This window comes from Blautia sp. AF26-2 (assembly GCF_003460955.1).
In the GTDB taxonomy this organism is placed as follows: domain Bacteria; phylum Bacillota; class Clostridia; order Lachnospirales; family Lachnospiraceae; genus Fusicatenibacter; species Fusicatenibacter saccharivorans.
In genome coordinates, this window is the sequence record NZ_QTWD01000016.1 from 17,883 (window position 1) to 41,130 (window position 23,248).

27 protein-coding genes and 2 pseudogenes are annotated in these 23,248 nt (G+C 41.0%); 15 read left to right on the forward strand and 14 right to left on the reverse strand.

Features of this window, described 5'->3' with window-relative positions; all coding sequences use genetic code 11:
• Positions 1 to 2 precede the first annotated feature (2 nt).
• Together DWY63_RS16595 and DWY63_RS16600 are read left to right on the forward strand one after the other, a co-directional pair.
• On the forward strand, positions 3 to 494 hold the full coding sequence (locus tag DWY63_RS16595) for a hypothetical protein (RefSeq protein WP_006775162.1): 492 nt from the start codon (positions 3 to 5) through the stop codon (positions 492 to 494).
• 13 nt (positions 495 to 507) lie between these two features.
• Entirely contained in the window at positions 508 to 855 is a 348-nt protein-coding gene (locus DWY63_RS16600) for a response regulator (RefSeq protein ID WP_117639758.1), read from the forward strand.
• A gap of 215 nt (positions 856 to 1,070) precedes the next feature.
• Here the strand turns inward: DWY63_RS16600 and DWY63_RS16605 are convergent, their stop codons facing one another.
• Positions 1,071 to 1,265 carry a hypothetical protein gene (locus tag DWY63_RS16605; protein WP_117639760.1) on the reverse strand — a complete coding sequence of 65 codons (195 nt, stop codon included), beginning with the start codon at positions 1,263 to 1,265 and terminating at the stop codon, positions 1,071 to 1,073.
• A 36-nt stretch (positions 1,266 to 1,301) separates the two neighbouring features.
• Between DWY63_RS16605 and DWY63_RS16610 the strand changes: the two genes are divergently transcribed.
• Complete coding sequence (locus tag DWY63_RS16610; RefSeq protein WP_117639762.1) at positions 1,302 to 1,715, forward strand: RNA polymerase sigma factor; 414 nt, start codon at positions 1,302 to 1,304, stop codon at positions 1,713 to 1,715.
• A gap of 223 nt (positions 1,716 to 1,938) precedes the next feature.
• Here DWY63_RS16610 and DWY63_RS16615 read toward each other — a convergent pair whose 3' ends face one another.
• Together DWY63_RS16615 and DWY63_RS16620 are read right to left on the reverse strand one after the other, a co-directional pair.
• Positions 1,939 to 3,237, reverse strand: a complete 1,299-nt coding sequence (locus tag DWY63_RS16615; RefSeq protein WP_024739062.1) for a sensor histidine kinase — start codon at positions 3,235 to 3,237, stop codon at positions 1,939 to 1,941.
• Complete coding sequence (locus DWY63_RS16620) at positions 3,230 to 3,919, reverse strand: response regulator transcription factor (protein ID WP_008982471.1); 690 nt, start codon at positions 3,917 to 3,919, stop codon at positions 3,230 to 3,232. The genes DWY63_RS16615 and DWY63_RS16620 overlap by 8 nt, the downstream gene beginning before the upstream one ends.
• 164 nt (positions 3,920 to 4,083) lie before the next feature.
• Here DWY63_RS16620 and DWY63_RS16625 point away from each other — a divergent pair, with 164 nt between their 5' ends.
• Genes DWY63_RS16625 through DWY63_RS16640 form a run of 4 tightly spaced genes read left to right on the forward strand, consistent with a single transcriptional unit; the run spans position 4,084 to position 7,961 of the window.
• Complete coding sequence (locus DWY63_RS16625) at positions 4,084 to 4,599, forward strand: hypothetical protein (protein ID WP_117639764.1); 516 nt, start codon at positions 4,084 to 4,086, stop codon at positions 4,597 to 4,599.
• A 14-nt stretch (positions 4,600 to 4,613) separates the two neighbouring features.
• Complete coding sequence (locus tag DWY63_RS16630; protein ID WP_117802657.1) at positions 4,614 to 5,834, forward strand: ABC transporter permease; 1,221 nt, start codon at positions 4,614 to 4,616, stop codon at positions 5,832 to 5,834.
• 4 nt (positions 5,835 to 5,838) lie between these two features.
• Positions 5,839 to 7,284 (forward strand): ABC transporter permease, encoded by a 1,446-nt coding sequence (locus tag DWY63_RS16635; RefSeq protein WP_024739059.1) that lies wholly within the window; start codon positions 5,839 to 5,841, stop codon positions 7,282 to 7,284.
• Between the two features lie 11 nt (positions 7,285 to 7,295).
• A complete protein-coding gene (locus tag DWY63_RS16640; RefSeq protein ID WP_024739058.1) occupies positions 7,296 to 7,961 on the forward strand; it encodes an ABC transporter ATP-binding protein in 666 nt (221 codons plus the stop codon).
• Positions 7,962 to 8,248: 287 nt separating this feature from the next.
• Here DWY63_RS16640 and DWY63_RS16645 read toward each other — a convergent pair whose 3' ends face one another.
• The 10 genes and pseudogenes from DWY63_RS16645 to DWY63_RS16695 form a co-directional block, all read right to left on the reverse strand.
• Positions 8,249 to 8,722: a GNAT family N-acetyltransferase gene (locus tag DWY63_RS16645; protein WP_117639765.1), complete on the reverse strand. Its 474-nt coding sequence runs from the start codon at positions 8,720 to 8,722 to the stop codon at positions 8,249 to 8,251.
• Between the two features lie 30 nt (positions 8,723 to 8,752).
• Positions 8,753 to 9,298, reverse strand: coding sequence for a hypothetical protein (locus DWY63_RS16650; RefSeq protein ID WP_015540992.1), 546 nt, complete (start codon positions 9,296 to 9,298; stop codon positions 8,753 to 8,755).
• Between the two features lie 69 nt (positions 9,299 to 9,367).
• Positions 9,368 to 10,573 (reverse strand): hypothetical protein, encoded by a 1,206-nt coding sequence (locus DWY63_RS16655; RefSeq protein ID WP_117802658.1) that lies wholly within the window; start codon positions 10,571 to 10,573, stop codon positions 9,368 to 9,370.
• Positions 10,574 to 10,613: 40 nt separating this feature from the next.
• Positions 10,614 to 11,201: a hypothetical protein gene (locus DWY63_RS16660; protein WP_002592083.1), complete on the reverse strand. Its 588-nt coding sequence runs from the start codon at positions 11,199 to 11,201 to the stop codon at positions 10,614 to 10,616.
• A gap of 30 nt (positions 11,202 to 11,231) precedes the next feature.
• Complete coding sequence (locus DWY63_RS16665) at positions 11,232 to 11,690, reverse strand: hypothetical protein (RefSeq protein ID WP_117639769.1); 459 nt, start codon at positions 11,688 to 11,690, stop codon at positions 11,232 to 11,234.
• Positions 11,691 to 11,770: 80 nt separating this feature from the next.
• Entirely contained in the window at positions 11,771 to 12,883 is a 1,113-nt protein-coding gene (locus DWY63_RS16670; protein ID WP_004613374.1) for a hypothetical protein, read from the reverse strand.
• A gap of 74 nt (positions 12,884 to 12,957) precedes the next feature.
• Positions 12,958 to 13,545, reverse strand: coding sequence for a hypothetical protein (locus DWY63_RS16675; protein ID WP_004613375.1), 588 nt, complete (start codon positions 13,543 to 13,545; stop codon positions 12,958 to 12,960).
• A complete protein-coding gene (locus tag DWY63_RS16680; protein ID WP_243000688.1) occupies positions 13,542 to 14,378 on the reverse strand; it encodes a ribonuclease III in 837 nt (278 codons plus the stop codon). Before DWY63_RS16680 ends, DWY63_RS16675 begins: the two co-directional genes overlap by 4 nt.
• Before the next feature lie 593 nt (positions 14,379 to 14,971).
• Positions 14,972 to 15,148 carry a helix-turn-helix domain-containing protein gene (locus DWY63_RS16690; protein ID WP_015540997.1) on the reverse strand — a complete coding sequence of 59 codons (177 nt, stop codon included), beginning with the start codon at positions 15,146 to 15,148 and terminating at the stop codon, positions 14,972 to 14,974.
• 218 nt (positions 15,149 to 15,366) lie between these two features.
• Positions 15,367 to 15,723 (reverse strand): annotated as a pseudogene (locus DWY63_RS16695) (helix-turn-helix domain-containing protein); the annotation flags it as partial.
• A gap of 669 nt (positions 15,724 to 16,392) precedes the next feature.
• Between DWY63_RS16695 and DWY63_RS16705 the strand changes: the two are divergent.
• The 8 genes and pseudogenes from DWY63_RS16705 to rhaD all read left to right on the forward strand — a co-directional run.
• The gene (locus DWY63_RS16705; RefSeq protein ID WP_055214139.1) at positions 16,393 to 16,845 is read left to right on the forward strand and encodes a sigma factor-like helix-turn-helix DNA-binding protein; all 453 of its coding nucleotides are present in this window, start codon (positions 16,393 to 16,395) and stop codon (positions 16,843 to 16,845) included.
• Positions 16,817 to 17,068 carry a helix-turn-helix domain-containing protein gene (locus DWY63_RS16710; protein ID WP_004613390.1) on the forward strand — a complete coding sequence of 84 codons (252 nt, stop codon included), beginning with the start codon at positions 16,817 to 16,819 and terminating at the stop codon, positions 17,066 to 17,068. The genes DWY63_RS16705 and DWY63_RS16710 overlap by 29 nt, the downstream gene beginning before the upstream one ends.
• 383 nt (positions 17,069 to 17,451) lie before the next feature.
• Positions 17,452 to 17,601 (forward strand): SHOCT domain-containing protein, encoded by a 150-nt coding sequence (locus tag DWY63_RS18565; RefSeq protein ID WP_004613393.1) that lies wholly within the window; start codon positions 17,452 to 17,454, stop codon positions 17,599 to 17,601.
• A gap of 70 nt (positions 17,602 to 17,671) precedes the next feature.
• Positions 17,672 to 19,687, forward strand: coding sequence for a recombinase family protein (locus tag DWY63_RS16720; protein WP_243001910.1), 2,016 nt, complete (start codon positions 17,672 to 17,674; stop codon positions 19,685 to 19,687).
• A 154-nt stretch (positions 19,688 to 19,841) separates the two neighbouring features.
• Positions 19,842 to 20,135: a ParB N-terminal domain-containing protein gene (locus tag DWY63_RS16725; protein WP_055267517.1), complete on the forward strand. Its 294-nt coding sequence runs from the start codon at positions 19,842 to 19,844 to the stop codon at positions 20,133 to 20,135.
• A gap of 429 nt (positions 20,136 to 20,564) precedes the next feature.
• Positions 20,565 to 20,828, forward strand: a complete 264-nt coding sequence (locus DWY63_RS18570) for a hypothetical protein (RefSeq protein ID WP_055267519.1) — start codon at positions 20,565 to 20,567, stop codon at positions 20,826 to 20,828.
• A gap of 414 nt (positions 20,829 to 21,242) precedes the next feature.
• Positions 21,243 to 21,479, forward strand: a complete 237-nt coding sequence (locus DWY63_RS16735) for a hypothetical protein (protein WP_118700810.1) — start codon at positions 21,243 to 21,245, stop codon at positions 21,477 to 21,479.
• Between the two features lie 90 nt (positions 21,480 to 21,569).
• Positions 21,570 to 22,112: pseudogene (gene rhaD / locus DWY63_RS16740) on the forward strand (rhamnulose-1-phosphate aldolase); the annotation flags it as partial.
• A gap of 8 nt (positions 22,113 to 22,120) precedes the next feature.
• On the opposite strand, the gene DWY63_RS16745 reads toward rhaD, so the two are convergent.
• A complete protein-coding gene (locus DWY63_RS16745; protein ID WP_158565064.1) occupies positions 22,121 to 23,158 on the reverse strand; it encodes an AraC family transcriptional regulator in 1,038 nt (345 codons plus the stop codon).
• Between the last annotated feature and the right edge of the window lie 90 nt (positions 23,159 to 23,248).

Consider the following 23,248-nt stretch of genomic DNA (forward strand, 5'->3'; position numbering starts at 1 on the left):
CTATGCGTAAAATTGGAAAAATTATTGGGTGCTGCCTGATTGCAGTTTCTTTGCTGGCCTGTACTGCCTGCTCCGGCCTCGATAGGTTAGGTGAAAATCTCAAGGATGGAGCAGAGCAATTAAGCAACGATGTGGTGATCGGGAAAAGCAACGCTCTCATAACTCCTTATCAGTCCTTTGAAGGTAGCCGAACTTCGGATAATGATGTTTTTCGGGCCACCTATGACGCTTCTGTAACTGGATTTAACGGACAGGATATTTTAGTTGCAGACACCGACCTCAAGGAAAATGAGTGCCGTGAAATTGTGATCCGATACCAGCTTGATTCCCTTGACGGAAACTGTCAGCTCATTTACATTTCCCCGGACTTAGAGGAGCAAGTGCTTTCTGAATCTGCCAGCGGAAGTGTTGCCGTTCAGCTTCAAGCAGGAGCGAACTACATCGGAATTATCGGTACAGACTTTTCAGGCACAATCCAGATTACCGTGGAGTAAGCGGCAGAATGATATGAAACGAATATTGATAGTGGATGATAACACGGAATATCTGCAAATCCTGTCATCCGTGCTATCGGGTGAATTTGAAACGATTAAGGCTACGGGCGTTGAGGACGTATTGGATACACTTCAAACAATCACAGTAGATGCAATTTGCTCCGACTTCAATATGAAAGATGGCACGGGGTTGGATTTACTTGAAAAAATCCGTCAACAAGGTTTGAAAACACCCTTTCTGCTGATGTCTGGCGATAACAGCAGGGCATTAGAGCAAAAAGCCAAACTATACTATGGTGACTTCTGCTGCAAAACGGATTTTGATTTAGTCGAAAAAATAAAAGCCTTAGTCAACAACTAAATACAGATGCTATCTGCCGGACGACGGCAAAAGAAAAAAAGCCGTCGTACAGCAGATACATTTCCACGCGCCTATGTAGCGGCGGCTTTGAGAAAATCAGAGCCGCCGTTTCTTTTTGCTTTTCGGACCGATGCTTATGCAATCAGGAGGGCGGTATATGGGAGGATACCGCCATGTCAATTTTCGTTATTCATAGCACCCATGAGCTGCACCAATTAAAAAAAGCCTTGCCCCTCCTCCGGGGAGGTATGACTATCTATCGGCATTATCATTCCAACTAAAACAGAAGAATCATAGTCATTTTTGTTGCGCCAGTTTCCCATTGCAGGGAGCTGGCGCTTTTTATTATCGATTTTTCGGGAAAGCTCCCGAAGTATGTCGATGCCGATCTCCGCCTCCTTTCGGTTCACTCGTCAATCGCCCGTGAATCGAAATGGAGGTACATAATGAAGAAAGTCAATCTTAGGGACTTATATCCCGATGTTTACAAAAATGATCACTTTGTAGAAGTAACAGAAGATGTGCTGGAGACGATCCGAGCTGCCGAGCGTGCGGAGGCTGCTTATGACCGGAGGATGTATCGCTATAAGGCGCATTACTCCCTGGACTGCGACAATGGCATTGAAAATGCGATCCTGATGAAGCCCCAAACACCGGAACTACTTTTGGAGGAAAAGCAGCTGCGGGAGCAGCTCTATGCCGCTGTGATGGCTCTGCCGGAGAAGCAGGCCAAGCGGATCTACGCCCGGTATTACCTGGGTATGCGCGTGAGTGAGATAGCAGTAGCGGAGGGGGTAGACCCAAGCCGTGTCCGTGACAGCATCCGGCGCGGTCTGAAGCAGCTGGCAAAGTATTTTTAGGATAGAACTGCAACAGGGCGTAAGGTCTCACAGTGCTTCTGGCACAGGGCCTTGCGCCCTATCTATTGTAGTAGCTTTAGAGAAGTGTTTCACAGAGTTGTCTTTGGATGCAAAAAAGCAGGAGACCTTTTCAGATCTCCTGCCCCTTACTTTGAAGAATAAAGATACTTTCCTTTATGTTTGTTGAATGTATTAACATTATTTTCCGCACAGATCAAACACTTTATTTTATAGGTAGAGTCAAAAAGAATGTTGTCCCACCACCAGAAGTATCTGAAAATCCAATTTTTCCAGAGAGCATTTTTGCCAATTCTTTTGCGATACTAAGTCCCAACCCAAAATGAGCTTTATTCGTGCGAGATTTATCAGCACAGTAGAAACGATCAAAGATAAAAGGTTTATCTTTTTCAGCAATTCCACACCCATGATCTACAACCAGGAAAGTAAACTCTTTTGATGTTTGACTGGTTAGTATTTCAATATTGCTGTTTTCTTTGGAATAAGAGACTGCATTATCTAAAAATATACTTAATACTTGAAAAACGCGTTCTTGGTCTGTGTAGATTTGTGGGTAGCTTTCTACATCTAAATTCAAATCTAAGTGAATTGATTTTTTTCTGCATATCGGCTCATACGCTTCGTATAACATGATAAGCAGAGTGTCGATATTAACCTCCTGTGTATGAATGGTCCACTTATCTGCATCTGAAGATGCCAGAAGAAGCATATCTCGTACCAGTCGTGACATTCTGATACATTCTGCATCAATCACTTTTAGACTGTTTTGCGTCTGCGGTTCTTTTATTTCGCTATTCTGAATGCTTTCTATGTTTGCCATAATTACTGCAAGGGGTGATTTCAATTCGTGCGAAGCAGCCGCAATAAAGTCTTTATGACTTTGTAATACCTGTTCTGTTGGTTCAAATGCTCGATGCAATAAAAAACGGCTTGCTAAAAGAATCAATATAAAAGCCAAAAGCCAGATAGTTGCGTATGCTGGTAACTGTTGAAGCAGCAGAGAGCTTATGGAGGATGGTTCGTAAAACAAAACTAATGAATAGATATTTCCTGCTTTTGTGTGAATGTTGGACGGAATCACATAATAGCTATCGTGATCATTTCCAGTGATTTTTCCGTATCCTCCCTGTGCTGTGATTGAAGAAATAGTTGTTTGCTCTTCGGGATATTGTATTTCAATGCTTTTTTCTGCAATTCTTATTAGTGTATCCAGATCTGTGCGTGTGTCCGGTTTACTTTGAAACAGGATATGTCCCTCTTTGTCTTTCAAAATGCTGTAAACATTCATTTCTTGCTCGTAATTAGAAAGCAGCTCGTCCGGACTTTCTGGATCAGCTTCTAATTGATAAATAAGCAAGGAGGCCATTCGCTGAATATAAGCAATATCCGCAATCTGCTGATCCTGCCATGTAGTCCAAAAGAAAAAACAGAGGATGAGAGAGATAACAACCATAAAAATCATAATCAGAAAAATACGCAGATTGTTTTGTAAGCGCTTAAGCATGAGCAGACTCCAATCTATATCCCGAACCATAAATCGTTGTAATTGCACATTTGCTATGAAGCTCTCTTAATCGTTTTCTAAGGAATGAAATATAGTTATCTACATTCCCTGGCTCTATGTCGGCATTGCTGCCCCATACTTTTAAGACAAGCTGCTCCCTTGAAAATGATGTTTCTGGCTGTTTCATTAGCACACTTAAAAGCTCTGTTTCTTTGGCTGTCAATATAAGCTCCTGTCCGTTACAAGTGACTTTTCGATTTGGATAGTCAAAATGAAGATCTGCATAAGAAAGCATTCCCATTTCCTGAATTTGCTGTGGCCGCCGTGTCAAGGCTCGCACTCTTGCCATCAGTTCACGAATGTGAAAGGGCTTTATAAGATAATCGTCTGCCCCACTGTCCAGCCCGTCCACTCGGTCATCTAAAGCAGACATTCCCGTAATGATAATTACAGGAATTTGAATTTGTTTTCTGCGCATAGCTTTTATGATGGTCAGTCCATCAATGATAGGAAGCATACGATCTACGATGGCAAGATCATAGCCATAGTCAGTATTTAATGCATATATCATAGAACTTTCTCCATCATTGCAGCAGTCAACGGAATATCCTTCTTTTTTCAGTGCTTGTTGAATGGATTGGCACAAGTCAAGATCATCTTCCATGAGTAGTATTTTTATCATTCTTTGTTTTCCTTTTCCTTGAATATAGTTTTTGTGTTTAGTATAGCAGAGAAATCCTCTAAAAGTCCTCCAAAAATGAGGAAAAATCTTATTTCTTCTTAGAGGATTTTTAGAGTAATTCTGTTGTATGATAAATCCGCACAAACAGAAAGGAGATACATCAAATGAAAAAAATCAAATTAGTAGGTGTAACATTAGCATTGTTCTGCACGCTCTCAATGGCAGCTTGTGGCAGTACACAAACCGGGCAGGAAACCCAAAGTGAGTCACCTGCCTACAGTCAAGGCGAGATGCCAGGTGGAAATAAGGACGCAGATGCTGAAAAAGGAAAAGAAGAATTACCTGGAAATTTAGACGATATAGAGGCGGAAGCCATTTTGGGTGGAAGCGTAGCTGAATTTCAGGATGGAAGTTTTCAGGTTATTCCAATGGAAGTAGATTCCCAGACGACAAAGTTGGCAGCAAATGGCATGGAAAGTACTCTGGAGAGTACAACTGTTTCTTATGGAGAAGATTGTACTTTTCATATTGCAAACATTAACAGTGCTACTGGAGCTGTAGAATTTGAAGCAGCCACAGCTTCTGATGTGAAAAAATCTACATCCGTTTATATCTATGGAGAAACACAGGATGATGGAACCATCCATGCTACCAAAGTACTGCTTCCCCGATATAAGTAAGGGGGGATTAAAAGATGCCTTTTTATAAAAGGGGTTTTCTGTATCTGGCAAGGAAACGGGCAAAGTCGGTATTGTTGCTACTGATTTTTCTGTTTGTCAACAGCATGATTCTTAGTACCAACATGATTTTACACGCCACCGAAAGGACAGAAGCTGCCATGCAGGAAAAAGCGGGAGCAAAGGTGGTATGTGAAATTATGAACACGACTCATCCTATTACAGATACAGAAGCTGAAACGATTAAAAACTTGGAAGCTGTCACTTCAATCAATCGAATGGGGCAGCAAGCCGCATATTTAACAGATCTTGTACCAGTTAGTGCAAGTACTTCCACGGAGTCGAATAATCTGAAAGTCAATCTGTTATCTTTTGATGATATGGATAGAGACAGTCCTTTTGCAGATAAATCCTACCATTTAACGGACGGCGAATGGATTAAACCGGAAACACAAGGAAGCGCAGTAATCAATGCCCAATTTGCTCAGGCCAATGGTCTGAAAATTGGAGACACATTTTCTTTGGAAATAGAAAGCGGAAAAAAAGTTGCGGTTACAGTCATTGGGGAATACCTTACTGGGAACGAAAGCCAACAGGAAAAAACAACCGCTGCTGTCTACCGGATGGAAAATCAGATTTATATTGATAATACAACTTATGTGAACTTATTTGATAACTGTGGATTTTATAAAGTATTGGCTTATACTGGACAACCGAAACTTTTAGACACATTGGCAGGAAGCATACAGGAGATTTTACAGGAGAAAGCAGATATTACCACATCGGATGCGCTGTATCAGCAGATGAAAGCTCCTTTAACACAAATAGCAAGAGTTGTAGCACTGATGCGCCTACTGACCTTTTTTACCGGTACAATGATTGTGTCTTTACTGCTTTGTATGTGGATGCGAAGCAGACAAAAGGAAATGGCTGTGCTGATCAGTATGGGTGAACAGAAGCACATTATTCTTTTACAGGCTCTTTTGGAAGCAGCTATCGTATTTCTTATTGCTCTGGTTTTTGCTTGTGGATTTGGAACTCTGACAGCAAGTTGGTTACAGAACCTGTTGTTCTCCTCTGTGGAAACCGGCGCTTCTTTGGAAGTTTCTTTACAACTTACGGATGTAGCATTGTTATTAGGCATTGGCAGTGGAGTTGTGGTGATTGCTGTTTTACTGTCGCTGTTGCCTGTAATCCGTGCAAATCCAAAAGACATTTTATCACGAATGGAGGGATAATACGATGAATTTGTTTCAACGAGCAACCAGATCCTGTTTCAGAAAACCGGTCAAAAGTCTGTTGCTTTTACTTGTAGTCTGTATTATCAGTCTGCTTTTTCTTTCAGGAATGGCAAGCAGATCTGCAAACATCGCAACAAAAGACAGTACGCGTCAGGCAATCGGCGCAGGATTTCTTCTGGAATATAATCCGGAGAGTAGAAGTCAACGAGTAGATGAAGCCTGCCAAAAAATATCAGAACTCTATCCAGATGGACAAGGAAGCTATGGTGGGGTTCATCAAATAAAATATACAGCTATGGGAGCAGAAAACTGGGGAGTATTGACAGATAATTCTTTTGAATCATTGAAACAGGATGATATTGAAAAAATCGCAGGCGTAGAGGGAATTGCTGACTATAATATCACAACAGTTCCAACGGCAGTAAAGCATAAAAACTTTGAAAGAATTGAAGATGCCGATACAGATCAAACTAATGATTTTCAGGGGGTAACTTTAATTGGTAACCGAGACATGATGTTGGATGCCAATGTCCTTTCTGGTAATGTTTCCGTCACACAAGGCCGAATGACAACAAAAGATGATTTAAATGCCTGTGTTATTTCTGAAGAACTGGCAAACAGAAATCAGTTAAAAGTAGGAGATCATCTACAATTCCATTCAGTGAAAAATGAAGAGCCTGTGCAGGAAGCAACTATTGTTGGTATCTACCAGGTAAAGGAACGAATGAAACCTTATATGTCTGGGGATACATTCCGCTCTGAAAATGTTATCTTTACAGATCTACATTTCCCTGAAAAAGTGGAGCAGGATGACCCGTTGTATGAAAAGGCTTATTTTAAGGTTGGGAATGTTGATGATTATGATGCCGTAAAAGAAGCCATCAAGAAAACGAATATTAACTGGCAATGGTATGATTTGATTGATAACAATGGCAATCTTGATACAATGGCTGCAAATTTTAATGATTTGGAAAATATCAGCAATACATTGCTTCTGATAGTTACAGGAGCTAGTTTTGTTATCTTATTCCTGATTTTTATTTTTTGGATCAAGAACAGAACGAATGAGATTGGTATTCTGCTATCACTTGGAATTGCCAAGGGAAAGATATTCATGCAGATTTTAACAGAAGCGATTTTGATTGGTGTTTTGGCTCTTTCACTTTCCTTCTTGATCGCTCCGGCAGTTTCCGATGCAGCTGCTGATTATCTGGTAGGTCAGCAGGTAGAACAGGCCGAATTACAGGATGAAATGAATGCAGGAAAAGTATCTACCGATTATCGGCCGCCGGAACTTACTGTTATGAATGTGGAAACGGAAATCACGACCAATATGTTGCTCATAGATAGCCTCAGTGTAGGTCTATTGATTCTTTTCTCTACCTGCGCTGCCAGTGTTTTGATTTTCCGTAAAAAGCCAAAAGATATTTTAAGTGAAATGAGCTAGGAGGGATGGAAATGATTTTAGAAGCAAAAAATATCTTGTATTCCTATAAATCAAAACGCGATAAAAATGTTCTAAATAATGTGTCTGCAACTTTTGAAGAATCCACATTTTATGCGATTGTTGGTTCCAGTGGTTCAGGAAAAACCACATTTTTATCACTTTTAGCAGGATTGGACAATCCGGTATCAGGAAGTATTCTCTATAGCGGTGAGGACATCCGCAAAAAGGGTTTGAATTACCATCGTAGACACAATGTATCTCTGGTATTTCAGAATTACAATCTGATCGATTACCTTACCACAGAAGAAAATGTAAAACTGGGTGGAACAAAGAATGCTGAAGATTTATTACAGAAAGTAAGCATTCCCCGTGAGGATTGGAAGAGGAATGTATTACAGCTTTCCGGAGGACAGCAGCAGCGTGTAGCGATTGCCCGTGCCTTAGCAAGTGAAGCCAAGGTGCTTTTGGCGGATGAACCGACTGGCAATTTGGATGAAGATACGGCCAGAGAAATTATTGAACTGATAAAGAAAACTGCTCATGAGTTGGGAAAGTGTGTTATTGTAGTAACGCATAGCAAACAGCTTGCTGAAGAAGCAGATGTTGTGCTGGTAATAAACCAAGGTATTTTGCATGAACAGGAATGTCTGAAAGAAAACCTTTTGGAAAAGTTTTAATATTCCACCCAATAAATGTGATATTTGAGAAAAGGGATCGGAATGGAGGATGTATTATTAGAAGCTGGCAAAGTATTTTTAGGATAGAATAACAAAGGGCGCAAGGTCTCAAAGTGCTTCCGGCACAGAGCCTTGCGCCCCTTTCTATTGCACCATCTTTAGATAAGTATTTTACAGAGTTGGCTGTGGGTGCAAAAAAGCAGGAGACCTTTTCGGATCTCCTGCTTAGTAGAGCTGTGAATATTTAATTGTGGTTGGGTTGCCAGTTATGCAAACTGGAATTTCTGTTATAGATTTACAATCATAATAAATTCCTCGCTATTTTCATTAACAACAGTAAATCCCACTTTCTCGTACATCTTCACTGCATAATTACTTTTCTGAACAGATAAGGATATTTTTGAATATCCAGCTAATCTTTCCACTTGTAATAATTGTTTCAATAATGAAGTTCCAATGCCTAACCCTCTATATTGGGGGCAGACAGACATGGCAAGAGATGGAGTATCATTATCAATGTGTCCATAGTCATTCATAATTCTTACCCAAATAGCTCCTACTACATTTCCCTGAATCTCTGCAATTAAGGCTTTATCATGTTTTCGATTTCCAAACTCGACGATATATTCTTGTAATTCCGGACATTCTATTACTGATTTAGGTGGAGGTTCAATACCTTCCGGAATATAAATCGCTTCGTATAAAAAATCACTTAATAAACAGTATTCTTCGCTTCTCATTTCTCGTATTATATAGTCCATAAGTTTACTCCAAATTCTAATTTCTGGTTTTTACTCAACTTTAGTGTAGCTCTCCATACTAAAAGTTTCCAAATCAAACACTACCGCAACAACATTGTCCTCATTTTCTTCAATAAGCCATAAGCGAGTCCATAATGTTTGGTCATTCATATTGGTAGCAGTTTTATCCTCACCATCGGTAATGATTTTTTCGGGATCTAATTTTGTTACAAAAATGTTTTCGGGTTTAAGTCCTGACAGGCTGCTTTGAAGTTCGTCATCGGTTAGTCCTGCCATTTCCATTGCTTCAGCACCATTATAGTACTCAACATCTCCGTACCAGTAGTTATCGTTAATATCCTCGATGGATTTTAACCACATAAATTTATCTTCAACGAATTTATAACCAGCACCAGAGCCGGTATCTATTTCCCATGTTCCTTGCATCAGTGCATTATCATCGTTATTATCTTTGCTGTCAGTAGTACCGGTGCAAGCAGTAAGGCCAAATAGTGTAAAACAGATAATCAGAATAGCTGATGCAATTCTGAAAAAGCCATTTTTGCGGTATTTAATCATATTCATATCATAGTTCATAGGTAACCTCCAAGTTACATTCTATTTATCTTTGTAACCCGTTCTCCATTGAAAAATGAAGAAAATCTTTTATTCCCGTTCCCGTCTACTCCGCTTTTTCTTCCGGGGGTCTGGCGGAGGGGAGAAGGTCTGAATATAGTCCTGCCGGATCGCTGTCACATCCTGAGAAAGAAAAGCAGCGACACGCTCCTGTTCGGAAGTTTGATCTGGGAAAAAGGACGCAAATTTCTGGGCCAGCTGTTCTTCTTTTTCATCCAGTTTAAGTGTGCCTTCGTATCCAATCAATTCTTTCAGCACAGCAGTAAACTCCTTGTACCGGTCCCCTCGAATATCCAGATCGACTTTCGCTTTGGCCGTCATACCGTTAAGGTAAAGTACCTTCAAGAACGCATCGTTTCCTGACCGATTCATTGTGCCCCATAAAGCCAGCTTTTTTGAGAGCAGCTTCCCGCCAATCAGCATCCAGTTTTGGCTTCGGTAAATTTCCAGATACTTTTTCATGGCCTCATCTTCAAACTCTATTGGCTCAAAGTGTTCTCCATCCAACAGCTGCTCCAACTGTTTTTTGCTGAGAATCTGATTCAGTACCGGTATATTCCGGTAAGGCGCACATACATAGCGTCTCATTTTCTGAAACAGCGCCACAACCAGAACTGCTGTGCCAAGTAAAAACAGGAAAAGTTCTCCGTCCATTTCGATTTTCCCGGTTGCCGTTACCCAGATGCCACGCAAAACAAGCACGACACCAAAGCCCCACAACCCGAAAACCAGCAACTTTTTCAGTGGATGAAAATGAATCCACTCAATGATCCGCACTTGTTGCTTGCCGCTCATCGGTTCATTTCGTAAAAGTCGGCGGGCGATCCACTGATTCAACAGTTGTGGAGTCCATGCAACGCCAAATAGAAAAACTGCAATACCGGCATAAAGGGCAATCCCGATCCAACCAATATCCAGATAAGACTCCAAAAGCAGTAAAAGGATAATGGGCAGAATCATGGTGAGAAAAAGTGGTAAAAATGATTTTTTGCGTCCCTTCTGGAGATTTAGGTCATTGAAAGCAGAAGTAATGCACAGGGCAAAAATCATCACAGCCGATATTCCGCCGGACACCCAGTTTTTAAGGTCGCCAAAACGCATCACATGCTCGACTCTGTGCATATTCGGAAATTTCCCGGTAATACCTGCATAGAGGCAAAATCCCAAATAAGCCAAAGTCAAAAGTGCCCCTGCCAGCTTCAAAATTGTTTTTCCTGAAAGTTTTCGTTTCTCCATCTTCGTCGTTTTCCTATAAAATCACGGTTCCTGTGTCAATTTATCCTTCTGTATCCCAAACAAAGCTATCTACCATGTCCCTGGCGGCCTGTTCCGTGGTTTCTGATCCGCTGAAATTTGTAAGCTGGATCAGGCAGAACCCGTAATCCCTTACAATATAGTATTGCGTGGTGACAATATCGCCCTCGTCGATGGTAAAGATATAAAGCAGATCTCCCTGCTCGGTATAGGTTCCATCCCCGTTCAGTTGAGCTTCAATACCATCCAGCTGCATCAAAATCTGTTGGACGATCGCATCCCGGAACTGCTCATGCTCATCCAGACTATATTTGTTCTTTCCTACATGGATGGAGATGTTGTCCGGCTTTTCATCATTTTCGTGGCCTTCCTCTATATAGAAAATCTGCGAATCAGTAGAATGCTTCTCAGATTTCTCCCATCCCTCCGGGACGGTATAACTTCCGGGAATCGCATGATCTTCAGATGATATTTCGGTTTCGGAAGAAGAGGGTTTCTGCCGATCCGCCACAGATTCATCAGAGGGAGATTGTGGCGATGAAGCCCCATTTTTGCCGCATCCAGCAAGGAGCAACACCATAGTTAATAACACAATTAAGATTTTTTTCATACTCTGATTCCTCTCACTTTATAATACTGGTTATCCGAGTTTGGAAACAATCTGGCAGAACATCTCAACATTTTCTTTCTGCCCCTGAATATCAGAGCCAATCGCATTGTTCATCAAAGAAATTTTCATTTTTTCTTTTCCAAAATGCAGCATTACGACTTTTCTTCCGGGCAGCAGCCCACCCTTGACTTCTGCCTTTGTTATGCTGCTTAAGGGCAGAGAAAGCCGGTTTTCAATTTTTGAGACATTGACGGAATTTACAATGATCATATTCAGGTGTTTCTCGGTAACTCCCAGATAGCAGTAAGCATTGCTCAGTGCGCCTAATGCAGCGGCAGCACCCCCCGTCAGTGTAGAAAGTCCTCCAATCAGTGCATAGGTATCAGCTCCGGCCATGATGACCGCCCATAACTTGCACTGATAGGCTTCGTTTTCCTTCAAAATGGCTTCCAGCATTTCATTTTTATCTTTTTCATTCATTGTAAGCATAATTGTTCCTCCTAATTATTGTTTTAAGTTGAGAACGCCGGATGCAATCCTTTGATAGATGCACCCGGCGTTCAAAAGCATTAGTCTGCTTTCAAATTTTTGTCCAGGATCACCAGTTCGCCGTTGCGTTCAATGATACCAGGCTGAACCACGACGATTTTCAGACCTTCCTGCAATTCCAGATACTGTGAAGCATAACCCCAAACCTTGACCTGATCGCCTTCCTCAAGCTCAATGGCAGTGCTTACAGTACCATCTTCATTCAAAATCTGGTTAGCAATACAGTAGAGCTGGCCGGTTGTATCCTCTGCGATGTAGAGAGACACATCCGAAGCGAGCGGCGTTCCGGCAATAGATTTATATTCACCGACTTCTTCGCCCCAAATAGTACCTTCACTGTAAAATCCAACGACCATATTTTCTTCATATCCCTCGATGATCGCATTGAAATCCTGAGCATACGGCTCCATCTCGGCTTTTGTAGTATCCTTGTAAGCGGCAATCTTTTCATTAGATGCCTGTTCTTTTACCTCTTGCGGCTGATAATCCTTGTATTCAAAAACATTGTCCGAAGCAAGCGTGATTGCTGTGTAGTCATCATCCAGAATGACTTTATAAACAGCAATTTCATCATCATCAACAGTACGATTGATGTCGATATTTCCTGCGGAATTCAGTTTATATCCGTCTACACCTTCCAGCGCCTTTTGTAAAGCTGCGTTGGACATCGCACAGTTGATCCCATTGAGCGTTACAAAGAAATCAGGATTTGGTTGATCCTTATCGGCAGAGTATTCCAGTTCTACCACCGTTCCGCCCTCAGCAGGCTTGCATGGCTCTGTCCCGGCATTTACGATTGCAACATCTATTTCCTGATCGTCTTTGGAAAGTTCCCCATAAATACGCTCGCCGGGTTGCAGAGAAACCTCTGCTGCATCATATTCTTCCGTTTCCAAACTCCAGCCGGCTTGTATCAGCTGGGAAGTTTCCAAAGGAAGCGTATAGTAAGTACCATCCAGTACGAACTCAGGTGTCCCGTCATTTTTCAGCTGAGACAGAATGGCCTCATCCGTACAGCCTTTATCGCTGCCCGCAGCTGCCGGAGCTGATGTCTGAGGTTTTGAGCCGCATCCGGCCAGCATACTGCATACCAGCACACATCCTGTCAGTAAAGCAATCCATTGTTTTTTCATAAGCGTAAATCCTTTCTGCGATTCTATCAAATTTGTTTTATGTATGAACAACTCATATCCTATATAAAGGTCGATTATGCCCCTATCAGCGTCATGACCACATAGAGTACGATAAGCAGGAGCGCAAGACACATTGCACAGAAAACGGCAATCGTCGTTTTGACCCTGTGCCGCTCCTTTAATGTCAGAACCATCATTGCAAGTACATCAAAGGAAAAGAAGAACTGGCAGATTCCAGCTAAAACCGCCAACCATTTCGGATGTATGCCGTCTTTGCATGACTTTATCAGATAAGCGATAGCATAGGGAGCTGCCCCTAATAGAATCCCGTATCCCAAAATCAAAAAAACAATGGTTACCAGTCCGAACAACGCCATCAGCGGCAATGGGAAGAATGCCATCAGCGTTACATATACAGTGATGCTCCCTCCGATCAGGTAGAACGGGATTAGTCCATACTTGATAATCAAAGTGCAGTTCAGCAATGTTTTTCTCGACCACTTTCTTCCTACGGTCAGCACAACAATCAAATTGACGATCCCCATAATAAAGGGCAGAAGGATCGATACTATCTGCAATGTGATTGCATTGCCAAAATGAACTGCCAAAAGAAAGAATGTATAAGACACAATTACATAGAGTACTGGGAGGATATAAGTCATTTAGCAGCCTCCTTTCTGCGCCGGATCAACCAGAGAATCAGCCAGATCAAGCAGACTGGGAACGAGAACAAGCCCAAAATAAAAACTCCGGCTCCAAACGATCCAAGGATTGAGTCCCCGGTGGCGATATTGCTGATGATTCCGAACAGTGCCAGACCAACGCTGAAAGAGAGCCAGCAAAAGAAAGCATATTTACTCTCTTTGGCGCTTGCGGGTATTCTTGATTCTCCCTTTTTATTTCCAAGCTGGGTTTTTAGCTGTTCGCTTAGAAGTCGTTCCTGCTTCTCTAATTCAGTGTCTCCGATCGCCCTTGCGTAATCTTCACGAAGTAGGTGATACCCCAGTTTATCCTGCGTATTTTTTGCTCGATGCAAAAACTGCTCCAAAGTTTCTTCCGCTTCTGTCCAGCGCTGTTGTTCCAGCAGAGCGGAGAACCAGTTCGCTGTAATGATGTTTTTGGAATGCTTGCTGAGTGCCCAAGGACGCCAGCGATCCAATCCATGTTTCAAATTCTCAAGGTTGTGATCGCTTTGATATGCCACCACATAGGGGTTAAGTTTCTTTGCCAGCCAGTGTTCATATTTGCAATATGCGAAAAAGCATAGAGCCAGCAGCACAAGGAACACTACAACAGCAATCCACATAGTCTCGTAAGAAAAAAAGTGATCATAAATCAAGCACGCAGCTCCGGAGAGAGCCGCAATGCTGAAAATTGGCCATGGATTTCTCATAATAGCAATATCTCCAATCATCTGTTTGAATAAAGATTCCGATATGGTCAAATTGTCATATCTATATGCAAACATTATAGCATTTGCATCATCTTTCGTCATCATTTTTCTGCTGTACGGCTAGGAATTTAATTGTAAATAAATTATGAATAAATTTGGGTAAAACATTTTCGTTCTTTCTTAGATTGTACTACTAATCAGAGTGGAGATAAAACTGGATGAGTTCTTATTTTGCATCTTATAACAAAAATATTTTGATAAAATTTCGTTTGAAGCGCCTGTTTTTTGCTCTTTTTGTCAGAGTTAATAAGAAGGACAAGTTTTCCCCCTTCAACAGCACTTTGACAATTTCATAGACAGCATAACAGGTACATAACCCGTGTACGAGCGAGTGTGGAACGCCGCGAAGATGGAGCAGCCAGGGAGGTGATGAACAAAGCTGCTTCGGAGCGATCTACGATTTCACAAAGCGGATGGTGGCAAATCCGGCGCGAGGACTGCACGGGGGCTTAAAGATACTTCCTCACGGCCTCCTAAAGACTTGGGGGGAACCCTGCGGCGCACGAGTAAAACGACGCTGCGGAGTTATGACAACCGCGCCAGCGGAGACCTGCTATTATACCGGTCAATAGGCTTGATTATGCCGATTTTTGTAAGGGGTTGAAAGGGATGAAAAGTCAGCAGACTTTAATCAACTAGATTATCACAGGCAGGCTGGGAATCGTGCTGTCTTTTTCGATGTTGGCAAGATACCGCCATTCAATCCCAACCAATTCTGCCAATGTTTTTCGTGTCAGACGATTTGCCTCTCGTGCGGATTTGACATCTGCACCGAAGGTTTCAAAACCGGGACAATCTTCAACTTTCGCCATATAACATCACCCGGTTACATTGTATAATTCATACTTTGCCCGTGGAATGTTACTATATGCAGGTTAGTTGAAGTTTATAATTCATATATAAAAGACCAGCGCCACTCAAAGTTGCTGGTCTTTCCGAATAATGATTTATTGTTGATTCTTTTTTAATGAAGCAATCCATGCTTGGATTGCTTCCACCAGTACATACTGCTGACGCAAAACAGCCATACCTCTTGAACCTCCGTTTCTCTGGCTTTCTTGAGCCCTTCGGCTGTGGCCTCCATGACAACAAGCTCTTTCTCATTCATCGAGCTTAAAAGCACATCAATGTGCTTTCTGCAACTGTTCTCTCCACGCTGACCTTCTGTATAGAAAAACTGATCTACGGAAATGTCGAACAGAGTGACGAGTTTGAAAAACAGGTTGAAGCTGGGGTGCTGGCCTTTGTTCTCGATGTTCATAATGGTGCGGTCAGTCTTGCCGACCAGCTTCGCCACATAGGCTTGCGTCCAGCCCTTTTCCTCTCTGGCCTGTTTCAAAGCGAGCCCGAGCCCATGAAAGTCAAACCTTCTTTCATCTTGGTTCATTCTCATATCACCCTATATCATTGTACATTTCGGGTTGGATTATGAGAATGTAATATGATTGTTACTGTTCACACACCACTGTCCCGCGAGGTGTTTTGGCATGAATATGCCAAAATCCCGAGACATACAAGCCAAAATTCCATTGCCGCAGGCAATCTGGAATGAATTTTGGCTACGTTACTGTGAACGGAGTGAACAGTAGAGAGTATTAATCGAGAACTTGACAATACTGAAAAAGAACATTGTCAAAAGGTAACTATGAAAATTTTAATGGGAGTTATTGCATTTGCAATTTGTTGTACAGTTGGTTTAATACAGGATATGCTTTCTTTGATTTCATTGACTACCTTTATAATTTTAATTTCTCAGTATGTTGGTATTTTGAAATATAAAATTGAAAATAGTAAGAATAAGCGGCGATGATAAAATTATTATTTCCGCTTTTTTATTACATAGAAAGAAGGGAGAAGATTACTTTTTGAATATTAGATTATTTATATAAAAACGTCCAATGGATTTCAATCCGTAAGGACGTTTTTTATATATTACGAAAACTTTTTATAGAGTTTTTCTTTTAAACCCGAACAATGGGAAGTTCTCAATCGGGATAAGGGTGAAAGGGGAAAAGACCTTTGCTCATATCTTGTGGTCGGGAAGGAGGTGAACTCTATGGAGCAATCTTCTTCCTATGATGAGAAAACAGTCAGGCATCAATTTGATCGAAAATGTAAATTAGCATTGAAAGGTGAAGTGGTGGATTATGAAAGACATTTGGCATATCTTAGAAAACATGAAGTTCTGTTTTCAGAATTATCGGAACGGGAAATAGAGAATTTTTCTATAATCAATGAGTATGAATTGGAAAAAAGCTATTTTCGTGCAGGTGGTTATGATGTGGTGGTAAAAGATGCTCTTTTGGCAGAAGCATTGAAAGCACTGACGGAAAGAAAAAGGGATGTTATTCTTTTGTCGTATTTTATGGAAATGAATGATGCTGATATAGCAAGAAAATTGAATCTTGTCAGAAGTACGGTACATGAGCATCGGACACGATCACTTGAAATACTAAAGGCTATGCTGGAGGAAAATGTAAATGAAAACGGAAGAAAAAAGTGCAAGTAATAAAAAATTGATATCGCTTTGCGTGATTGAAAGAGCATTGGAAGGTGATATCCAGGCGATAAATAAAGTATTGAAACATTATGAGGGATACATTGCAAAATTATCAATTAGAAAAATGTATGACGAATATGGAAGTGTTCATTATTGTGTGGATGAAACGCTTCGCAGACGCTTGGAAACAAAACTGATAAAAACAATTCTGGGATTTAAAATGGTTCGCTAAATAATGTATAAGAGCATCCATTTCTGCTGATAAGAATATTTAGCGTTGCTTGTACCTTGAAAATTTCATATTTATCCTGCAGGACGAATGAAACAGAGGAGCTATACAGTAGATACGCCAGGACTGTCTGCATTATTGCTTTGCGACATTGTGACGCAAAGTGGAAATGGTATCAAAATGATATGGAAGTAAAGGCATGAGCGATAAATATTTGACTGTGATCAGAAAGTGGGATTTTTGTGGCGAAGATACTGTTTTTGATAATGATACTTCCGGGAAAGCTGCCCGGTCTGAAAAGATGGTGAAATACCAATGAGGCTGTTACCCGACAGTTACTGCAGGATTTTTGGATAAAAGTAGATGAGAAAGAGTAGAGAGGGAAAATGAATAGTGCAAAATTGTTGAGATACAGTATGCAGCTGTCAATGTTGAAACAATTACGCTCGTTAAAACTTATAAGTGAAGCAGAGTATCAGCTGGTAGAGAAAAAGTTAAAAAAAGATTATGGTGTTATTTCTAATATTACCGCTTGACTATTATAGTGTTGCGTTGTAAAATTATATCAACACTACGGTAGGAACACAAAAAGAAAGGAGCGGTCAAATGGAAGTTGAAATCATTAAGGCGAAGGGTGCTGGTGAGGATACTTCTACGGGAAGAAAGATTGATAGATTAAGAGTTGCCGCATATTGTCGTGTTAGTACTGATGATGAAGATCAGATTAAAAGTTATAATTCAATGGTCAGATATTACACAGATTTGATAAAGAGTAATAAGCAATGGGTTTTTGCAGGAGTTTTTGCTGATAAAGCAATTACAGGCACGAAAACAGATAAAAGAGAAGAATTCCAATTACTGATTCAGGAATGTCTTTCAGGCAATATTGATCTAGTGATTGCAAAAAGCATTCCTAGATTCGCACGAAATACATTAGATACATTAAAATATGTAAGAATGTTAAGAGAGAGGAATATAGCGGTATATTTTGAAGTCGAAAAAATTAATACGTTAAAAGATGGAGAATTTTTACTGACTATTTTAAGTTCTGTTGCACAGCAGGAAGTGGAAAATACATCTGCATATGTAAAAAAAGGTTTGAAAATGAAGATGAAACGTGGAGAACTTGTTGGTTTTCAGGGCTGCCTTGGATATGATTACGATGTAGTAACAAAGTCGCTGTCTATTAACGAAGAGGGTGCGGAAACGGTCAGATACATATTTGACAGATATGTTGCAGGTGCTGGAAGTACGATGATTGCAAGGGAACTGAATGAACAGGGGATTTCAACTATTAAAGGGAATCTGTGGACTTCTTCCAGTGTAATGGGAATTATTAATAATGAAAAATACAAAGGTGATATTTTATTAGGAAAAACCTTTACAGTAGATCCGATATCAAAAAGAAGACTGGAAAATCTTGGAGAAGAAGATCGGTTTTATATCAAAAATCATCATGAACCGATTATATCAGAAGAAAAATTTGCAAGAGCTCAGGAGATACGGGAACGCCGTAATGGAGGACGCAAAAAGGGAGTAGCACCTGGAAAACGAGAAAAATTCAGTAGACAATATGCTTTTAGTTGTATGCTTGAATGTGGATTTTGCGGTGCGAGCTTGTCAAGACGAAGATGGCATAGTAGTTCAAAGTATAAAAAAACTATTTGGCAGTGTGTCAAATCTACGAAACATGGAAAACGGTTTTGCCCGGATAGTAAAGGAATTCCAGAACAGGTTATTGAGGATGCTTTTATTGAATCCTATCGAATGCTATGTACAGATCATAAGGATGTACTAGAGGAATTTATTAAGAGAGTTGAAAAAACTTTATCTGAAGATTCAATAGAAGATAAAATTGAAAAACTCAATAAAAATGCTTATAACATCCAATATAAAAGAAAGAAATTATTGGAGAGTTATTTAGAGGGCGTTGTGGCTAAGGACATTTACGAAGAAACAGATATGGGATATGAAAAGAAATTATCTGAAGTAAATGCTCAGCTGGGTATGCTCGAACAACAATATGACAATGAAGGCAGCTTGCAAAGAAGGCTGGTAGATTTTAGAAAAGCATTGTCAAAAAACCAGATTTTAGAAGGATTTGACAGAGGAATATTTGAAAGTATCATCGAAAAAGTTATTGTCGGTGGTTACGATGAAAATGGAGAGAAAGATCCCTATAAAATCATTTTCATATATAAAACAGGATTCAAAAATGAAATTGGAAACGCAAAAGAACGATTTGGGAAGAAATCAAAAGCAGTAGAAAAAGCGAAAGAAATGTGTTCCCATATCGCAGACGAGGTAAAAGATGTGTGTTCCTATGTTAGTGACAATACATGTGGAGTGCGTGGTTGCACTACATCGGGTCGATATGTAAGAATCCTTGATTTGCGCGAAGGCAACGAGGAGAGTTCCGAAGAAATAACTGGCTGTAAAGCCAGTGTTTATGCGGAATTCGACGACTGCCCGCGAGTCGGGAAGTTTGTAAAACTTCTCGACTTCCGGCACTTTGAGCGACATATGATGTTCTCACAGAGTGATAGAAAAACCTACAAAAAAGCAATTTCAGACGGTGTGAATGTCTCAGTCGTATTGGATGTGGGGTGTGGAAACACATAAAAGTACAATTAATATTTTGAAGTTATTCAATAGAATACGAAGCGTGAAAGACCGTTCATTTTCAAGTAATTGGAGATGAGCGGTCTTTTTCTGTTTGCAGATAACATTGACGTAACTGAGTAGAAGTTATTCTACCGGAAGAACGGAGGTTGTAATGGAAGAGATAAAGAGTATCAGAATAAGCGAGTTAAAGGACTTTAAGAACCATCCTTTTCATGTGCAGCAGGACATAGAGCTGTGTGCCCTTATGAAAAGTATTGAAGATGAGGGTGTGATTGTACCTTTGCTTGTAAGACCGAATCCTGACGGAGAAGGTTATGAAGTGATTGCAGGACACAGACGAAAGGCAGATGCCGGCTGGGCTGGTCTTGCGGAGGTTCCGGCAGTTATAAGAGAATTGGATGATGATCAGGCGATAGTGGCGATGGTAGATTCTGTGCGCCCGTAAGGCGTTTGGGGTGGACACCCAAGCGACGTGGGTCATTATGATTTTGTTTTGAGAAAACAATAAGAAAAATTATCAAGTGTGAAGAACACAGTCTTATCGCCAACAACTAACCTTGAATGGAAACATAAAGGGGACAACAGCACGTTTGTAAAGGCACAAGTCAACAAAGCTTCCAAGTTGCGACTGAGTGTCGAGGTGAAAGGTACTATATGAGGATGAAAGCTAAACTGCTTGAAGGAAAGTCAGAGGCTAGAGCTAACCATCTCCGCACCGAAGGGAAGATGTTACGGTGATGTATTGGCAGATTAGTATTTTGCTGTCTGCAATCTGCGTGATAATCAATGCAAGCTAGCCATAGGTTCATTTGAGGATGCATCTGAAATCAAGGAAAAATTCAGAGTATTTCTCGAGGATACTCTGCATCTTGAGATGTCCGAAAAAAAGACCAAGATAACACATAGTCAAGATAAAGCAAGATTTCTTGGATATGATATCACCACCGCAAAGAACTCAGCGCTTATGCAATCATCAGGGCATACAGAAATGCCTATTCAGGCGGTTGGACAGGAACAACCTGTGCCTGACGATAAGGGTGCTTCTGGGAATATGGATTACACAGAGGAGGATGTGAAGAAGTATCAGATGGATCCTGATATCAATGAGTTGCTGGATTTCAGTTTTTGCGGGGAATGACAGCAGAAGGCTACAAAACATTTATAAATGGAAGTGTTATGGCATCATTTATGGAAGGAATTGTAGCCTCAATTTTAGAAGAAAAAAGTGGTGCCGGATACGGCACGAATTGTAGCCAATTAAATACAGTTATCAGCGTAATTGAAGCCATGTATCTTTGCGAAGGTATGTGGCTTTTTCCTTTTTGCGCTGAGGATAGATTTTTTAACCAGCCCTCGTGCATTTATGCGAGGGCTAAGCCTCGCAGAGCGAAATACACCCATCGCACAAAACTTCGTTTTGTACTCTGTGTATTTCGCCCTTGCAGGGGGCTATCACGCCGGATACGGCGGTGGGTTCGTAAACGGACACCTATATGTCCACTCACATTGGCATTAGAAGTGAAAGAAAGAGTTGCAGGAGCAGATTGCTGTATTGGATAGAAAAGCAGGGAGGATGAAATCAGAGCTTTCAAATGTGCTTCAGGATGCAGACTATGCAAATGCTTCGGAGTTTTATACCGAGCTATTCATGGTTCGTGAGGAGAGGCAAAGGTATGAAGAGGCTTGTAAGGAATGGCAGCAGAAGTGTGTTGAGGTGGAACTTGTAGCGGTGAAGGATAGTAAGTATTTTGGGGACGTAATTCCGATTAGCAGGAATAGAGGGCGATAAAGTAAGGCGATGCTATTAGTGAATCTGATAGCATCTGTGTAACTACATAGTGACAATTTTGCATCTTCGAAGTGGTAGTCTATGCAAAATATCATCGAATTGGATGAAAAAGGAGAGAATTACCGCATCCTTTGGGGTCTGGTAAACGGAGGCAGACCGACCAGTGAGCTGCCGAGTCACCTGATGAACCATGAAGTGAAAAAAGGCGTTACCAATGTTTATCATGCACATACCACGAATGTGATCGCACTGACATTTGTACTGCCGTTGGAGGATAAAGTATTTACTAGAGAACTCTGGGAGATGGCGACCGAGTGCCCGGTTGTATTTCCTTCCGGAATCGGTGTAGTAGGATGGATGGTGCCGGGCGGCCGTGAGATCGCAGTGGCGACAAGTGCCCTGATGAAAGAATATGATGTGGCAATCTGGGCGCATCACGGCATGTTCTGCTCAGGGGAAGACTTTGATCTTACATTCGGATTAATGCACACCGTAGAGAAATCCGCGGAAATCCTTGTAAAGATGCTGTCCATGAGACCGGATAAAAGACAGACAATCTCACCTCAGAATTTCAGAGATTTGGCGAAAGATTTTAAAGTAACTTTACCGGAAAAGTTTCTATATGGCAAATAATGTACATATCACATATTTGGCGTATCAGAAGCATGAAGCATGTTTCGATATTCCATAGGCGTACATCCGTATTTCTTGCGGAACAGCTGAAAGAAAAAGCTGGTATTCTGATATCCGACGGCAAGGCTGATATCATTTGTGGAAAGTGCGGTGCTCCTTAACAATTTTGCCGCCTGAGAGAGCCGGTGTGTCTGGACCAGCTCTTTGTAAGTGGTTCCGGTATGCTGGCGTATGTAGGCAGAGAGATAGTTTGGGTGCATATTAAAAAACTCAGCTGTAGAAGAAAGGGTACAGTCCGCAAAGTTTGTTTCGATATATCGGAGTATGGTATAAATCTGATCCACAGAGGCGTGATCTAGAACCATACCGTGCTGGAACAGATTGATCATCTCGCAGGTAATCAGCGTAAAAAGACTGTCTAAAAAAGGTCCGGATGTTACGGACGGAGAATAAAATTCACAGAGAAACTGGTTGGCAAGATCTGCCAGCCGGTTTTGTTTTTGTTCCGGGGAAAAGACAATATACATGCTTTCCTGCATCGTGGTGTTCAGAGCCTCAATGAAAAAGTGTGTAAGGTAATTATCCTGAGACAGGCGTTCAAAAAAAGTACCGTTCAGATATTCGCGCGTCAGCAGAAAATTGATGATAATATCATTTTCTGAACATCTTTTGACAGAATGAGGTGCATTCTGGCTGATCAGAACCATCTGCCCGGCTTTTAGCCTGAATGTAGTCTTATTTATCGTCATTGTGCAGGAACCAGAATAAATATAACTCAACTCCAGCCACTCATGGATATGCAGAGGTACGTTTTCAAAACGATCCTGTTTTACAACAGCGAAGTTGTAATAACTCGGAAGCACTTTCTTTGAAAGAAATAAAGAACGCAGATCTTCAAGGTTCGTATCAAAACGGTAACAGGGTGTATCAAACTTACCTCTGGCAACAGGAAATTGTGAATAATCTTTCTTTACACCATTCAGACGCTGGGTTTCTTCGGTAGTGTGCTGCTTCAGAAATTGATTCAATGCAGATAATGTCATCATATATAATCTCTCCTTTTCGAGATATGAATGAACTGTGATTATAGTCATCAGCAGTTTATTTAACCTGTCTAAAATATACCATATTGGGGG

What these genes read in the sequence shown, in the direction of transcription:
- DWY63_RS16745 (WP_158565064.1), bottom strand. Translation starts at nt 23,158, where the DNA reads ATGATGACATTATCTGCATTGAATCAATTTCTGAAGCAGCACACTACC.
- DWY63_RS16660 (WP_002592083.1), bottom strand. Translation starts at nt 11,201, where the DNA reads ATGAAAAAAATCTTAATTGTGTTATTAACTATGGTGTTGCTCCTTGCT.
- DWY63_RS16635 (WP_024739059.1), top strand. Translation starts at nt 5,839, where the DNA reads ATGAATTTGTTTCAACGAGCAACCAGATCCTGTTTCAGAAAACCGGTC.
- DWY63_RS16665 (WP_117639769.1), bottom strand. Translation starts at nt 11,690, where the DNA reads ATGCTTACAATGAATGAAAAAGATAAAAATGAAATGCTGGAAGCCATT.
- DWY63_RS16690 (WP_015540997.1), bottom strand. Translation starts at nt 15,148, where the DNA reads ATGGCGAAAGTTGAAGATTGTCCCGGTTTTGAAACCTTCGGTGCAGAT.
- DWY63_RS16725 (WP_055267517.1), top strand. Translation starts at nt 19,842, where the DNA reads ATGGAAGAGATAAAGAGTATCAGAATAAGCGAGTTAAAGGACTTTAAG.
- DWY63_RS16680 (WP_243000688.1), bottom strand. Translation starts at nt 14,378, where the DNA reads ATGACGAAAGATGATGCAAATGCTATAATGTTTGCATATAGATATGAC.
- DWY63_RS16705 (WP_055214139.1), top strand. Translation starts at nt 16,393, where the DNA reads ATGGAGCAATCTTCTTCCTATGATGAGAAAACAGTCAGGCATCAATTT.
- DWY63_RS16675 (WP_004613375.1), bottom strand. Translation starts at nt 13,545, where the DNA reads ATGACTTATATCCTCCCAGTACTCTATGTAATTGTGTCTTATACATTC.
- DWY63_RS16645 (WP_117639765.1), bottom strand. Translation starts at nt 8,722, where the DNA reads ATGGACTATATAATACGAGAAATGAGAAGCGAAGAATACTGTTTATTA.
- DWY63_RS16655 (WP_117802658.1), bottom strand. Translation starts at nt 10,573, where the DNA reads ATGGAGAAACGAAAACTTTCAGGAAAAACAATTTTGAAGCTGGCAGGG.
- DWY63_RS16670 (WP_004613374.1), bottom strand. Translation starts at nt 12,883, where the DNA reads ATGAAAAAACAATGGATTGCTTTACTGACAGGATGTGTGCTGGTATGC.
- DWY63_RS16615 (WP_024739062.1), bottom strand. Translation starts at nt 3,237, where the DNA reads ATGCTTAAGCGCTTACAAAACAATCTGCGTATTTTTCTGATTATGATT.
- DWY63_RS16650 (WP_015540992.1), bottom strand. Translation starts at nt 9,298, where the DNA reads ATGAACTATGATATGAATATGATTAAATACCGCAAAAATGGCTTTTTC.
- DWY63_RS16720 (WP_243001910.1), top strand. Translation starts at nt 17,672, where the DNA reads ATGGAAGTTGAAATCATTAAGGCGAAGGGTGCTGGTGAGGATACTTCT.
- DWY63_RS16620 (WP_008982471.1), bottom strand. Translation starts at nt 3,919, where the DNA reads ATGATAAAAATACTACTCATGGAAGATGATCTTGACTTGTGCCAATCC.
- DWY63_RS16610 (WP_117639762.1), top strand. Translation starts at nt 1,302, where the DNA reads ATGAAGAAAGTCAATCTTAGGGACTTATATCCCGATGTTTACAAAAAT.
- DWY63_RS18570 (WP_055267519.1), top strand. Translation starts at nt 20,565, where the DNA reads ATGTCCGAAAAAAAGACCAAGATAACACATAGTCAAGATAAAGCAAGA.
- DWY63_RS16640 (WP_024739058.1), top strand. Translation starts at nt 7,296, where the DNA reads ATGATTTTAGAAGCAAAAAATATCTTGTATTCCTATAAATCAAAACGC.
- DWY63_RS16625 (WP_117639764.1), top strand. Translation starts at nt 4,084, where the DNA reads ATGAAAAAAATCAAATTAGTAGGTGTAACATTAGCATTGTTCTGCACG.
- DWY63_RS18565 (WP_004613393.1), top strand. Translation starts at nt 17,452, where the DNA reads ATGAATAGTGCAAAATTGTTGAGATACAGTATGCAGCTGTCAATGTTG.
- DWY63_RS16710 (WP_004613390.1), top strand. Translation starts at nt 16,817, where the DNA reads ATGAAAACGGAAGAAAAAAGTGCAAGTAATAAAAAATTGATATCGCTT.
- DWY63_RS16630 (WP_117802657.1), top strand. Translation starts at nt 4,614, where the DNA reads ATGCCTTTTTATAAAAGGGGTTTTCTGTATCTGGCAAGGAAACGGGCA.
- DWY63_RS16595 (WP_006775162.1), top strand. Translation starts at nt 3, where the DNA reads ATGCGTAAAATTGGAAAAATTATTGGGTGCTGCCTGATTGCAGTTTCT.
- DWY63_RS16600 (WP_117639758.1), top strand. Translation starts at nt 508, where the DNA reads ATGAAACGAATATTGATAGTGGATGATAACACGGAATATCTGCAAATC.